General features: G+C 67.6%; 8 protein-coding genes. 1 reads left to right on the top strand and 7 read right to left on the bottom strand.

Features of this window, described 5'->3' with window-relative positions:
- Positions 1-7 precede the first annotated feature (7 nt).
- Positions 8-1,261, top strand: coding sequence for a carbohydrate porin (locus AC5P74_RS09615; RefSeq protein ID WP_346607238.1), 1,254 nt, complete (start codon positions 8-10; stop codon positions 1,259-1,261).
- Between the two features lie 89 nt (positions 1,262-1,350).
- Here AC5P74_RS09615 and AC5P74_RS09610 read toward each other — a convergent pair whose 3' ends face one another.
- Genes AC5P74_RS09610 through AC5P74_RS09580 form a run of 7 tightly spaced genes read right to left on the bottom strand, consistent with a single transcriptional unit; the run spans position 1,351 to position 13,381 of the window.
- Positions 1,351-2,196: an aldose epimerase family protein gene (locus AC5P74_RS09610; RefSeq protein ID WP_346607239.1), complete on the bottom strand. Its 846-nt coding sequence runs from the start codon at positions 2,194-2,196 to the stop codon at positions 1,351-1,353.
- On the bottom strand, positions 2,186-3,223 hold the full coding sequence (locus AC5P74_RS09605; RefSeq protein WP_346607240.1) for a glycoside hydrolase family 43 protein: 1,038 nt from the start codon (positions 3,221-3,223) through the stop codon (positions 2,186-2,188). Before AC5P74_RS09605 ends, AC5P74_RS09610 begins: the two co-directional genes overlap by 11 nt.
- Positions 3,224-3,239: 16 nt before the next feature.
- Positions 3,240-4,724, bottom strand: a complete 1,485-nt coding sequence (locus AC5P74_RS09600; protein ID WP_065186401.1) for an MFS transporter — start codon at positions 4,722-4,724, stop codon at positions 3,240-3,242.
- A gap of 59 nt (positions 4,725-4,783) precedes the next feature.
- Positions 4,784-7,477 carry a glycoside hydrolase family 3 protein gene (locus AC5P74_RS09595; RefSeq protein ID WP_346607241.1) on the bottom strand — a complete coding sequence of 898 codons (2,694 nt, stop codon included), beginning with the start codon at positions 7,475-7,477 and terminating at the stop codon, positions 4,784-4,786.
- Positions 7,474-9,168: a glycoside hydrolase family 43 protein gene (locus AC5P74_RS09590; protein WP_346607242.1), complete on the bottom strand. Its 1,695-nt coding sequence runs from the start codon at positions 9,166-9,168 to the stop codon at positions 7,474-7,476. Before AC5P74_RS09590 ends, AC5P74_RS09595 begins: the two co-directional genes overlap by 4 nt.
- A 53-nt stretch (positions 9,169-9,221) precedes the next feature.
- Positions 9,222-11,210, bottom strand: coding sequence for a sialate O-acetylesterase (locus AC5P74_RS09585; protein WP_428986907.1), 1,989 nt, complete (start codon positions 11,208-11,210; stop codon positions 9,222-9,224).
- Complete coding sequence (locus tag AC5P74_RS09580) at positions 11,207-13,381, bottom strand: alpha-glucuronidase family glycosyl hydrolase (protein WP_346607243.1); 2,175 nt, start codon at positions 13,379-13,381, stop codon at positions 11,207-11,209. The genes AC5P74_RS09585 and AC5P74_RS09580 overlap by 4 nt, the downstream gene beginning before the upstream one ends.
- Between the last annotated feature and the right edge of the window lie 28 nt (positions 13,382-13,409).

Genomic DNA, 13,409 nt, shown 5'->3' with positions numbered 1-13,409 from the left:
CCCGCCCATGACCTGCCCTTCCTGCCGCCTGGTGCCGGTAGCGATCCTGCTGGCCCTGCCCTCACTGGCCGTAGCTGCCAACGCGAGTGATGTCCTCACTCCCAAACTGGCTTACACCGGCGAGGCGGCCGCCACGCTCGATGGTGGCAAGCGCAGCGGCACCGCTTACGCCGGCCAGCTGATGTTCGGCGCCGATGTTGACCTCGACGCTGCGTTCGGCTGGCGGGGGGCAACGATCAAGGCCTATGGCATCAATCGCCACGGCACCAACCTCGCCAACAGCAGCACCGGCAACAGCACCTCGGTGCAGGAAATCTACGGCGGCCAGGGCACGCGCCTGGCCAACCTGACCCTGGAGCAGAAACTGCTGGATGACCGGCTGGTACTGGAGGCCGGTCGCAGCGTCGCCAACATCCACCACCTCGGGTCGGAGCTGTGCCAGTACTTCCAGGGCAACTCGGCGTGCGGCAACCCGACCTACGTTTTCCGCACCAGCAACTTCACCTGGTGGCCCGTATCGAGCTGGATGGCCGACGCCACGGCCTGGGTGACGCCCGATGTCTATGTCCGCATCGGTGCCTACCAGGTCGATCCCGGCCAGGCCGAGGATGGCCAGCATGGCCTGAAGTGGAACACGAACCAGGCCACCGGCTGGATCGTGCCCTACACGATCGGCTGGCGCAGCCCTGCTTCGGCACGACTGAAAGCCCGCTACGAACTCGGTGGCTGGCAGGACAACTCGACCTATCGCGATCCGCTGCGCGATGCCAACGGCATTCCCGCGCTGCTCAGTGGCCAGGAGTACGCGGCACGCCACGGTCGCTCCGGTGCGTTCGCGCGCTTCGAGCAGCAGCTTACCGGCGATGGCAATGGCCGCGGCCTGACCCTTTTCGGCGCGGCGCTCAAGGGTACCTCCGGCCAGCTGATCGAGGATCACTTCCTGCAGGCCGGGCTTGTGCAGAAAGGCACGCTCGCCGGCCGGCCGCAGGACAGCATCGGCTTCGTCGTCACCCGGCAGAAGTACAGCGACATCGCGCTGGAGAACCTCCGCCTGGCCCGCGCTGCCGCCGGCGGCAGCGGCACCCCGCACGGAAGCCAGGTGATGATGGAGCTGAGCTATGGCATCCAGCTCACCCCGCAACTCAGGATTGCACCGAACCTGCACTACATCGTGCATCCGGACCAGTTCAACGAACCTGCGCGGCAGCGGGACCTGCCGAATGCATTGATCGCGGGCATGCGGGTTGACTGGAACCTGTAGCAGATCGCACGTGGTGGTGAGGCGCTGCCCGTGTCAGGCACCAGGGTCCGCAACCGGTCCGGGCGGCGCACCGACACTCTGGCCGGGCTTCAGCTGCTGTCCGCCACCCACGCCAGTTCGAACGTCAACGCGAGGCGCTGGCCAGGCTCCAGCCGGTGCGGTGCCAGCGTGAAGCCGTCCGGCGGGCCGCTCTGCGGTTCGACACAGGTGGCGTGCGGCGCAGCGTCGTAGACCACCCAGTGGTCGTGGTCCGACCTCAGCCGCAGGCTCTGGCCTTCGCGTACCAGCGTGATGTCACCGTCGGCAATGAAGCAGTCATCCCAGGGGCCGGTGGTGGGCTCCACGTGGGGCAGCGTGGCAATACCTTCCCTGTCCCGCGGATACATCGCGCGAGGATCGAACAGCAACCGGTCCGGCTTCCGGAACCAGGGGTGCCAACCCAGCACCGCCGGCATCGCCTGCTCGCCGGCCTGGACCGAGAGGCGCAGCTGCAGGCTATGAGGGTGCAGGCTCACTTCCTGGAGGGCGACGCCACCGAAGGGCCAGTACCTGTCGCGTGGCAGCGCCAGCGAGACCGTGGCCGTAGCCATCTCCATGCGCTCGACCTGCCAGGGCCGCGTGAAGCCCACGCCATGGATGGCATGCCCGCCGAAATTAAGCGGCAGCCGATGCGGCATGCCGTCAAAACGGAACTGTCCACGGCGGATACGCCCGGCCCACGGCACCATCGGGTAGCAGCCCCAGGCGATCGCCGCCGCCCCGGTCTCCTGCGCGTCCACCAGCCATTCCACGCCCCGGTAACGCAGGTGCGCGATGCGCCCGCCCGCCCCTGCGGCGAGCGCAACCTCCAGTTCGCCGCACCTCAACCAGTGCAGCTCACCGGCCGGCAGCGGGGCCAGCGCATCATCCCTCGGCAACATGCGCTCAGGCCCCATAGGGATTGATCGTGCGGATGCTTCCGTCCGGCTCCATGTGCAGCGGCGTGCACTTGGCCGAGCGCAGGTGGGTGATGCCGCCGGACATCAGCGCATCGTGATAGAACAGGTACCACTGTCCCTGGAACTGGCAGATGGAGTGGTGGGTGGTCCAACCGACCACGGGGGTGAGGATCACGCCAGCATAGGTGAACGGCCCGTACGGGCTGTCTCCCACGGCGTAGCACAGCTGGTGGGTGTTGCCAGTGGAGTACGACAGGTAGTAGCGACCCTGGTACCTGTGCAGCCACGGACCCTCGAAGAAGCGGCGCGCGTGGTCGTCCGCACGCAGCGGCTGGCCATGCTCATCCAGGATCTGCACTTCGCGGGTAGGCTCGGCCAGCTCGGTCATGCCGGCATCCAGGCGGCCCACGCGCGGCCCCAGGGCCGGTGTGCTGCCCTCGGGTTCCTCGTGTGCCACGTCGTACTGGTTGTCACGATACTTCTGCAGTTGCCCGCCCCAGATGCCGCCGAAGTACAGGTAGTGGCTGCCATCCTCGTCTTCGAACACGGCCGGGTCGATCGAGTACGCGCCCTTGATCGGCTCCGGTTGAGGCACGAACGGGCCCTCCGGTCGCGCACCGATTGCCACGCCGATGCGGAACCGGCCCTCGGCGTCCTTGGCCGGGAAGTACAGGTAGTAGCGGCCATCGCGACAGGCGGCATCGGGAGCCCACATCTGTTTCCGCGCCCACGGCACGTCGCGCACGTGCAACGCCATGCCGCAATCGACGGCGGTGCCGTCGGGCGTATCCATCTTCAGCACATGGTAATCCTGCATGCCGAAGTGGCCGCCTTCATCGTCGAATGGCTGGCCACCGTCGATGTCGTGCGACGGATAGATGTACAGGCGCCCCTCGAACACGTGCGCCGAAGGGTCGGCGGTGTAGATGTGGGTCACCAGCGGTTGCGAAATGGCGTGTGCGCTGAGCTGCGCGAGACGGGCTTCGCTGGCCTGGCCGTCTTCACCGGCAGAGAGATCGATCATGGTTGTCATCTTGGAGTTACGCGGAGGCGTCGGCGGAACGGCGACGCAGGTGGAGATCCTGCTCGATGCGGGTTTCCGCGCGCTTGTCGATCCGGTAGAAGAACAGCAGCGCCACGGCGAGCAGGAACGGAAGGGAGCAATAGACGCTTACGGTCAGGCGGATGCCCTGCACCACGGCCTCAGGCTGCTGCACCAGGCCTGCCTGGTAGCCGTAGTGGGCAAGGATCGCGGCGACCAGCGCGCCGCCGACACTGAGGCCGATCTTCAGCCCGCACAACATCGCCGAGAAGATGATCGCCGTTGCCCTTCGATGGTTCTTCCACTCTGAGTAGTCCGCGACGTCGGCGATCATCGCCCACAGCAACGGGATGGTGATGCCATAGCAGAAGCCATGCAGCATGAAGGCTGCAAACGCCACCGCCACCGCCGTGGGTGGGAACAGGTAGAAGGCCAGCAGGAACAGGGTCGAAACAAACAAGGCGCCACCGAAGACATCGCGCTTGCCGAAGCGATCCGCCAGCCGCCGCGATGCACCAATACCCAGGATCATGCAGAGGATGCCGCACGCGTTGAACAGGCTGAACGCCGAGGTGGCCGCGTCCTTCGGCCAGGTGAACGCCGCGAAGCCGGCGCTGGCGAGGGCGCCATTCAATGCACGGATCAGGCCGTTGAAGCCTGAGTTTTCCAGGAAGCCGGCCAGTGCCGCTTCGCTCATGTAGTACTGGAAGTAATAGATGTAGGTGCCGCCTTTCAACGCCAGGTTGATGAACACCAGCACGGTCAGCGCCAGCATCACCTGCCACGGGCGGTTGTGCAGCAGGTCCGACAGGTCCTGCACTATGCCGCCGGTCTGCTCGCGCGTCGGCACGATGCGTTCGCGGGTGGTGGCGAAGGTGATCAGGAAGAACACTGTTCCGATCAGTGCGAAGGCGGTCATGACCTGTTCGAAGCCGCGCACCCGGTCGCCGTCACCCAGAATCAGCACCAGCGGCATCAGCAGCACCTGGATGATGAACTGCGCGATCATCACGGCCACGAAGCGGTAAGCCGAAAGGCTGTTGCGCTGCGCCATGCTGCCGGTCAGCACGCCGCTCAGCGCCGAGTACGGCAGGTTGTTCGCGGCGTAAACGCAGACCAGCAGCGCGTAGGTGCCCAGTGCATAGATCACCTTTCCGCGCTCGCCCAGGTCCGGGGTGCTGAACGCCAGCAGGGACAGTACGCCAAAGGGGATGGCTGTCCACAGGATCCACGGGCGGAAGCGGCCCCAGCGGGTGGACGTTCGGTCGGCCGCGATGCCGATCAACGGCGTGAACACGAACGCACCCAGCAGGCCGACCACAAAGATGATCGTGGCCGCGGTCGCAGCTGGCAGGCGGTAGACGTCGGTGTAGAAGAATGCCAGGTAGGTGATCAGGGTCTGGAAGATCAGGTTGGCAGCGAGATCGCCCAGGCTGTAGCCGAGCTTCTCGCGAACCGACAGCGCGTGTTCAGTGCTTGCCATGCAGCGGACGTCCTGGAAAAGGGATCTGGTCGAAGGGGAATCGATGCCAACGAGGGCGATCAGTCATGCGCGGGCACCACGGTGAACCTGCCCTGCGCACGTATATCGGCACTGGACGCCCCTACCCTGACCTCGTAGGCACCGGGCTGCACCGCGTACGCCGCACGCGCTTCGTCATAGTGGCGCAGGGCCTGCGCTGCTTGCAGGGTGAACGTCACCGTGCGGCGTTCGCCCGGAGCCAGATGGACCCGCTGGAAGCCGCGCAGTTCCTGCACGGCATCACCGCCAGCGGCGTGTTCGCGCCGCACGTACAGCTGTACCACTTCGTCACCGCTGCGCGTGCCTGCGTTGGCCACATCCACCGCCACGCCCAGGCGGCCATCGGCGCGGAGGCTGTCTGCATCGAGGCGAAGCGTTCCATAGTCGAATCGCGTATACGACAGACCGTGACCGAACGGATACAGCGGCGTACCGCGGAAGTAGCGGTAGGTGCGGCCCTCCATGGCGTAGTCGTCGAATGCCGGCATTGCTTCGCCGGCCTGGTAGAACGTGACCGGCAAACGGCCGGCGGGATTGACATCGCCGAACAGCGCCTGGCCGACGGCGGTGCCGCCGCGCTGCCCGGGGTACCAGCTCATCAGGATCGCCGGCAGATGCGCCTGCGCCCAGTCCACGGCGATGGCCGAGCCGCCGGTGAGTACCATTACCACCGGCTTGCCGGTAGCGTGCAGGGCCTCCAGCAGCGTGCGCTGCGGCGCGGGCAACCGCAGGTCGGTGCGGTCGCCACCGGCAAAGCCGGGATAGTTGACCGTCATTTCCTCGCCTTCGACATCGCCGGTGAGTCCACCGACGAACACCACCACATCGGCCTCGCGTGCGGCATCGAGCGCTTCATCGAACGGCGCCTTGGCACCGGGCATGCGCCACCCCAGGCGCACGCCGGCATCGCGCTGGTCGTCGTAGTATTCCAGTTTCAGGTCATAGGCACGCCCCGCCTGCAGGTCGAGTTCGACACCCTCGGCATGCAGGCGATCCGTGTTCACCCAGTGATCGATCACACGCTTCCCGTCAAGGTACAGACGGTAGCCATCATCGCCGGCCACCTCCAGCCGGTAGCGACCGGACACGGGGGGCAGCAGCTGGCCGCTCCAGCGGATGCTGAAGCGGTCGTTGGGAATCCCCTGCCCCGGTGCCGCTTCGCCGCGTGCCAGCAGGTTGTCGGTCGGCGAGCCCCGGTCCCAGCGGAAGCCGATCTGCGCGTCGGTCCGCACCAGGGCCGGAGTGCCAGACAGGTCGGGCGTGCGGAAGTACTCGCCGCGCAGGCCGCGCTCGGGCGAGTCCGCCGAGGGCCGCAGGAAGGTCGGCTCGATCAACGGCGTTGCACCGGGATCGTCGCGCCCTTCTACCAGGTCCACGCCACGCGCATACCGCACCTCAGCGCCCTTGGCCGCCTCGCGTATGCCCTGCAGGATCGTGACCGGCGCGGCCGGTGTGCCGAAGTAGTTGCCGAGCAGCGCCATGGTGTCGTCGGCGGTGGGTCCAACCACGGCAATGCGCTTGGTGTCGCGCGACAGCGGCAGGATGCCATCGTTCTTCAGCAGCACCAGCGATGCCTGCGCGGCCTTGAGCGCGAGCGCATCATGGGCCGGCGCCTGGTTCACCGAGGCCGGAATGCGCGCCCAGCGCACCCGCTCCGGCGGATCGAACATGCCCAGGCGCATCCGTGCGGTGAACAGGCGGGTTACCGCATCGTCGATCTCCGCTTCGCTGATCAGCCCCTGGCGCACTGCCGCAGGCAGCGTTGCGTACTCCTGGCCGCATTCCAGCTCCGTGCCGTTCCTGACCGCCAGCGCCGCGGCGGCTTCGCGCGTGGCGACGATACGGTGGTGCTTCCAGATGTCGACGATGGCCCAGCAGTCCGAGACCACGTAGCCCTTGAAGCCCCAGTCGCGTCGCAGCAGATCGCGCAGCAGGAAGCGGCTGGCGCTGGCGGACTCGCCGTACACGCGGTTGTAGGCGCCCATGACCGCATCCACTTCGCCTTCCTTCACCAGCGCCTCGAACGCCGGCAGGTAGGTGTCGTAGAGGTCGCGCCGGCTGGGGCGTGCATCGAAGTGATGGCGGTCGGCCTCCGGTCCGCTGTGCACGGCCAGATGCTTGGCGGTGGCGTCCAGCTTGCGGTAGACGGGGTCGTCGCCCTGCAGGCCGCGTACGAAGGCCACGCCCATGCGCGCGGTGAGGTAGGGATCCTCGCCGTAGGTCTCCTGTCCGCGACCCCAGCGCGGGTCGCGGAAGATGTTGACGTTCGGCGACCAGAAGGTCAGGCCCTGGTAACGGCCATGCGCGCTTTCGCGGAGGAACTGGTGGTGCTTTGCGCGGGCCTCGTCGCTGATGGTCGTGGCCACCTGCCCCATCAACGGTACATCGAAGGTCGCGGCCAGGCCGATTGCCTGCGGAAACACCGTGGCCTGCCCTGCCCGTGCCACGCCATGCAACCCCTCATTCCACCAGTCGTAGGCGGGCACACCCAGCCGTTCGATCGCCGGCGCGGCGTTCTGCATCTGCGCGGCCTTCTCTTCCAGCGTCATCTGCGCGACGAGTGCCGCGGCCCGTTGCTCGAAGCTGGCCGAAACGTCCAGCCAGGGCCGCGGCGCAGCCGCGGACGCGGCGGCCGCCACACAGGTCAGTACGAACAGGGCGATCCCACCGCGCCAGGTACGGCGGCGGGCCTTGGACGAAATCGACAGCCTCATTTGCTTCTCCCGGTGCGCTCGTCGCGCGCGAAAGGACCCAGCAGTGCGCCCACGAAGCCGCCTGCCCGGTCCGTACTCAGGACGGTGCCGTCCACCTCGCCTGCGAGCAGTTGCCAGCCCTGCCCGTCGCCGATGTCGAACGAGAACGCGTAGTCGCCCTCGTTGCCGGCAATCTTCAGGCGCAGCGCTGCAGACGCCGGCACGTCATGGCTGGCCAGCGTCCGCGTGCTGCCCCCCCCGTCACGCGCTTCGAGAAAGAGCGAGAGGCGCCCCCCGCCAAGGTCACGAACGCCGAGGAAGTACCAGTACGCCTCGCTCTGGAACGCCGCCAGACCGGCGGCGACACCGGGGGCTGGCGGGGTCATCGCGGTGCTCGCCTCGAAGCGCAGGTGCTGCTGGCGCCGGCCGAGAAATGCCGGATTGCGCAACGTGTCCAGATCCTCGGCAAGCGGGTGCACGGCCAGCATGCCGGGGCGCTTGTGCAGGTCAGCCCAGGCATGCCTGGGCACGCGCACGCGCAGCCACTGGCGATCGAGCGCTGGGCCATCAAAATTGTCGCGCGCCACGAAATTGCCGGTCGACGGGGCCTGCGATGCCTCGCCCTGCATCCATGACGGCGCCTCGGCCACGTAGGGAATGGCCTGGTCGGTCGGCAGGATCTGCGGCCAGCCATCCTGCCATCGCACCGGCAACAGGTAGGTCTCGCGCCCGGTGTTGTAGTGGCGCTTCTGATAGTTGCGGCTGGCCAGGAACACCGCCCACCACGAGCCATCCGGGCCTTCGACCAGGTCGGCGTGGCCGGCATTGGTGATCGGAAGCGGACGGTCGTCCGGCAGCTCGCGCTGGGTCAGGATCGGATTGCCCGCATAGGCAACGTAGGGTCCCCACACCGCGCGGCTGCGCAGCACCACCTGCGAATGCTGCGGCCCGGTACCCCCTTCAGCGTCGGACAGGTAATACCAGCCCTCCCGCTTGTAGATGTGCGGTCCCTCGATCCAGATCGGATTCTTCGCTGGCTCCACGCCTCCATCAACCAGCACCCGGCGTGGCCCGACCGGCTTGAATGCCGCCAGATCGATCTGCTGCATCCAGATGGCGCGGTGCCCGTCGTAGCGCGGCGGACCGGGCGGTGCATCGTTGTTGATCAGGTACACCTTGCCGTCGTCGTCGAAAAACAGTGATGGATCGATGCCATCAATGCCGGGCAGCCAGTGCGGATCGGACCACGGCCCGGCCGGGTCGCGCGCAGTGGCAATGAAGTTGCCGCCGCTGTCGGTGGCCGTGGTCACCACGTAGAAGACCCCGTCGTGGTACTCGATTGTGGGGGCAAAGATGCCGCGCGAGACGCTCAGCCCGTCGAAATCCAACTGCGTGGGGCGGTCAATCACATTGCCGATCTGCTTCCAGTGCACCAGGTCAGCACTCTCGAACACCGGAATGCCCGGGAAGTAGGTGAAGCTGGAATTGACCAGATAGAACCGGCCGTTCGCGCGCACGATGCTGGGATCGGCATGGAAGCCGGCCAGTACCGGATTGCGGTAGTGCCCGGCCGGCAGCGGCACTTCAAACGCCTGGTCATTGCCGCGGTACTCGAACCAGTCGAAGTACACCGGCGGAGCGTCCGGCGGCGCGCTGGCCCGGGCGGCTGCGGCCGACAGCAGGAACACTGCCGCCAGCAGCTGGCGCGCCATGGATCTCAGGCCGGCCCTGTCGCGGGCCACAGGGGACTGCGTAGACAACGTCATCATCGTCGGGCCTCGGCTTCGGCAATGGGAAGTTCGAACGGGCCGGCCGGCGCCCCGCTGCGATCGCGCAGCGTGCACACCGGGCCATCGGCCCAGCAGTAGCGGACATGCGTTGCGCGCGTGGACAGCGGGCCTCGCAGCAGGATCCGGCGCGCATCCAGTTCGGCGTCGGCGTACTCGCAGTGGCGCGCATGGCCCTTGGCCTCGCACAGTTCAAAGCCGATCGGACGCAGCGCACCGCTTGCGGTGAGCGCGCCTTCGACATCCTCGAACGCAATGGCCACGGCCGTGGGCGTCCGCACGGCCGTGACCGCCCGCGGACCTGACGGTGCCAGATCCTGCTCGCCGTACACCACGTGGCGGGCCATGCGCGCCAGGCGGCGCCCGAGCTCCTGCTTGTTCGGCGGGTGGATGTCGTAGGCATCGCCGATGTCGATGGCGATGGCGAGCCCGCTCTGCGCATCCTCGGCTGCGACGCGCCGCTGCGCCTCGCGCACCTGCGCCCAACCGCTGTCGGCGGGCGCAACCGGTGGCTGGCCATAGCTGGCCAGCTGCACGAGCAGCAGTGGCGTGCGCGCACCGAACTGACGCCGCCAATCCTCGCGCAGCGCACGCAACCGCGCAGCGTATGCCGCACCATCACCGGTGTTCGATTCACCCTGGTACCACAGCATGCCGCGCAACCCGAAACCGCCGAGCGGTGCGATCATTCCGTTGTACAGCGTCGACAACCCGGTGGCGGCCTGCCAGGGGGCAAATGGCGGCGCCTGTTGGCCCGGCGCCACCCGGTACTTCCACGGACCCTGCAGTGCCACCCGCTCACCGTTGTCGAACTGCAGGCCGTATGCCGTGGCGGGGCCAGCCAGGCCGCCTTCACCGTAGGTGTCGAGCACGTTGACCGCAATGCTGTTGGACCCTGCCTTCAGCAGGCCGCTGGGCAACGGGTAGCGCCTCTCGCCGGTGCCGTACTGGCTGCCCACGCAGACGCCGTTCACCCAGGTCACGTCCGCCTCGTCGGCCGATGCCAGCTCCAGGGTCGCGCCGCGTGCAGCCTGTTCAGCGCTCAGCACCACCTGCGTGCGATACCAGACCATACCGTTGTAATCGGCAAGCGCGGGCACGTTCCACCGCTCCCACGCCCCCAGCGCGGCCGGTGCGCGTGACCAGCCGCCGTCATCGGTGTCTGCGCGCCAAGGTGCGTCGCCGGGCAGCGCGCCTTCACGCATGGCCCACCAGTGCTGCCAGTAGCGGCCCCAGGCTGCCCGTGCCTCCAGCGGATCACGCGCAGACCGCGCGAGGATATCGAGTGCCTCGTCCAGGCTATCCTGCCCTCGCAGTGCACCCACGCTGGTCCAGGCCTCGATCCGCGAGCCCCCCCACGCCGCCTCGATCAGCCCCATCGGCACGTCGACGGTGCGCTGCAGTTCGCGCGCGAAGTAGAAGCAGGTGGCGGAGAAATCGCGCACCGTATCAGGCGTTGCCGATGTCCAGGCAGTGCTGCCGTTGAAGCTCTCCCGTGCCTGCACGGCGGCGTGCTGCGGCACGGTGAACAGCCGGATCCGTGGCATCGTGGCTGCGGCGATCTCGCTGGCTGCGTTGAGCGAGCGCCACACCGGCAACTCCATGTTCGACTGGCCCGAGCACAGCCATACGTCGCCGACCAGCACGTCGCGCGCCATCTCCCGACGTGTCCCGGCGCTTACTTCCAGCGTGTGCGGACCGCCTGCGGCCACCGGGGGCAGCGTTGCCTGCCAGCCGCCTGCGGCGTCCGCCCGGGTGCCTACCGCCTGCCCGGCAAACGTCACGGAAACCGGCTGCAGAGGGCCTGCGTGCCCCCAGACCACAATGGGCTGGTCACGCTGCAGGACGGCGTGATCGCTGAACAGCGGATGCAGCAATCCCGTCGTTTCCCGCGCCGCGGCCGGCATCGCCACCACTGCCGCAGCCATCATCAACAGCGCACACCCGACCGCTCCGAACCTGCTCATCGGCCATCCCCCGGTGCGGACGGAAACTGCAAGGCCTGGTAGTACGACAACGGATGCGGCGGTGGTTGTTCGCCCGCGGGCAGCGGGCGGCCACTGAGCGACTGGAAGTACGCCACGCTGGCGTCACGCCACCATTGCGCTTCGTCGTGCTGGATCTGCAGGAACGCCGCGACGTGCCGATGCCGCTGCGGATCGATCCGGTCGCGCAGGCCGGCCCAGGTCGCCTGCATCGACTGCACCTGGCGCACGCCGCGCGAATAGCGCCCGACCAGTTCGTCCCAGAGCGTCCTGCCCGAGCGCATGCGGTGATCCCACGGCACATGATGGAACCACAGCAGCAGCGACTCGGGCACCCGCTCGGGGTCGCCATAGACCTCGGCGACCTGCGGGGCGTACTGGGCCACGGCGTTGCTCCCGCCGGCGCTGCGATCAAAACCGATGCCCTTGCTATCTGCGCGGTGGTAGTACACCGACGTCCAGTCTGCACGCGGGCCGCCGTCCACCCAGGGGCCGGGGCCGTAGTGATGGCCGCGTGCCATGAGGTGATGCAGGCCCAGCGGCGTCATGTAATCCACCACCGCCTCGCGCGAGTCCATCATCATCCGCACGATCGGGCCGGTCACCTGCGGGTCGGGCGAGAACGTAAGCGCTGCCCAGTCTTCGGCAATCGCACGCGCGGATTGCTGCGGGTTCCAGGCCAGTCGGCCGAAGGCGTACCAGTTGGCCTGGTCGAGGTGCGAGCCACTCCAGGTACGGTCCATGCCGATGTTGGCGACGCCGGCGATACCGGTCAGTGCGTGGCCCTCCAGCGAACCATCGACCACGCGGGCAACCGTGGACCCTTCGCCACGGGCATGGGTGTCGGCCTGCAGCACTTCTTCGTAGAGCGTTCCCAGGTAGGCCAGGTGCGTCGCAAAGCCCAGGTATTCCTTGGTGATCTGCAGCTCCATCATCAGCGGCGTGCGTGGCATCGCGCCGAACAACGGATGGAACGGCTCGCGCGGCTGGAAGTCGATGGGGCCGTTCTTCACCTGCACGATCACGTTGGGCCGGAAGGCGCCGTCCAGCCCGACAAACTCGCTGTACGCCTGCTTGGCGCGATCCTCGGGGACCTCGTGCGAATACACGAAGGCCCGCCACATCACCACGCCGTTGTAGGGCGCCAGCGCGTCGGCCAGCAGGTTGGCGCCGTCGGCATGAGAACGACCGTAATCCTGCGGGCCGGGTTGCCCCTCCGAGTTCGCCTTGACCAGGAAGCCGCCGAAATCCGGAATGCGCGCATGGATCTCATCGACCTTGTCGCGCCACCAGCGCCGCACGCCGGGATCCAACGGGTCAGCCGTCGCCAGGCCGCCGAGCTCGATGGGCGCACTGAAGCGTGCGCTCAGGTAGACGCGGATGCCATAGGGGCGGAACAGGTCAGCCAGCGCGGCGGCCTTGGCCAGATAGGCCGGCGACAGGCTCAGCGCACTGGCGTTGACGTTGTTGAGGACGGTGCCGTTGATGCCGAGCGAAGCGTTGGCACGGGCGTAGTCGGTGTAGCGCGGGTCACGCCATTGCGGCAACGTCTGCCAGTCCCATAGCGAGCTGCCCGCATAGCCACGCTCGACGTAGCGGTCCAGGTTGTCCCAATGGTCGAGCACGCGCAGTGCGACCCGCGGCGACTCCCGCACGTTCAGGCCCTGCAGCGGCATGCCACGCTGCAACAGGCGCAGCAGGTGGAACATGCCATACAGCACGCCGACATCCCGGCGTGCCGCCACCAGCAGCACATCGCGCCCCCCGGTCCGGACCTGCCGGATCAGGAAGCCCTCGTCGCCCAACGTGGCGATCTCGTTGCCGAACGCGGCAACCAGCGCCGAAGACTGCGGCGTACCCAGCACCAGGGCATGGTCAGTAGTGATTGCCGTTCGCATTGGTGGGGCCGTTCCCAGCAATCCAGAAAGGCTCCGCGCAAGCTCGTCGCGGGTGGCGCGCTGCATCGGCGTGCCATCCGGGGCCACCACTTCGGCCAGCTGCCGCCGGTAGACGGCAGCGACCGTTGTGGCAACCGGCTGGTAGCGCATCCACAGCCTGTAGCCATCCTCCGCCCGTGCCCCGCCAGCACAGGCCAGCAGTGCGAGCACGCCGCACAGGCGCGTGCCGACAGCACGCAACAACGGCGTTAACATGCGCCTTTGTAAACTACGTTCGGGCCCG

The sequence above is a fragment of the Stenotrophomonas sp. YJH_SMC_94-11 genome, assembly GCF_059370435.1.
Note: the sequence above shows the minus strand (reverse complement) of the source record. Positions and strands in the feature narration are given on the sequence as shown.

Excerpts from the sequence above, each read along its gene's own strand:
- AC5P74_RS09615 (WP_346607238.1), top strand. The coding sequence starts at position 8 with ATGACCTGCCCTTCCTGCCGCCTGGTGCCGGTAGCGATCCTGCTGGCC.
- AC5P74_RS09610 (WP_346607239.1), bottom strand. The coding sequence starts at position 2,196 with ATGGGGCCTGAGCGCATGTTGCCGAGGGATGATGCGCTGGCCCCGCTG.
- AC5P74_RS09605 (WP_346607240.1), bottom strand. The coding sequence starts at position 3,223 with ATGATCGATCTCTCTGCCGGTGAAGACGGCCAGGCCAGCGAAGCCCGT.
- AC5P74_RS09600 (WP_065186401.1), bottom strand. The coding sequence starts at position 4,724 with ATGGCAAGCACTGAACACGCGCTGTCGGTTCGCGAGAAGCTCGGCTAC.
- AC5P74_RS09595 (WP_346607241.1), bottom strand. The coding sequence starts at position 7,477 with ATGAGGCTGTCGATTTCGTCCAAGGCCCGCCGCCGTACCTGGCGCGGT.
- AC5P74_RS09590 (WP_346607242.1), bottom strand. The coding sequence starts at position 9,168 with ATGGCGCGCCAGCTGCTGGCGGCAGTGTTCCTGCTGTCGGCCGCAGCC.
- AC5P74_RS09585 (WP_428986907.1), bottom strand. The coding sequence starts at position 11,210 with ATGAGCAGGTTCGGAGCGGTCGGGTGTGCGCTGTTGATGATGGCTGCG.
- AC5P74_RS09580 (WP_346607243.1), bottom strand. The coding sequence starts at position 13,381 with ATGTTAACGCCGTTGTTGCGTGCTGTCGGCACGCGCCTGTGCGGCGTG.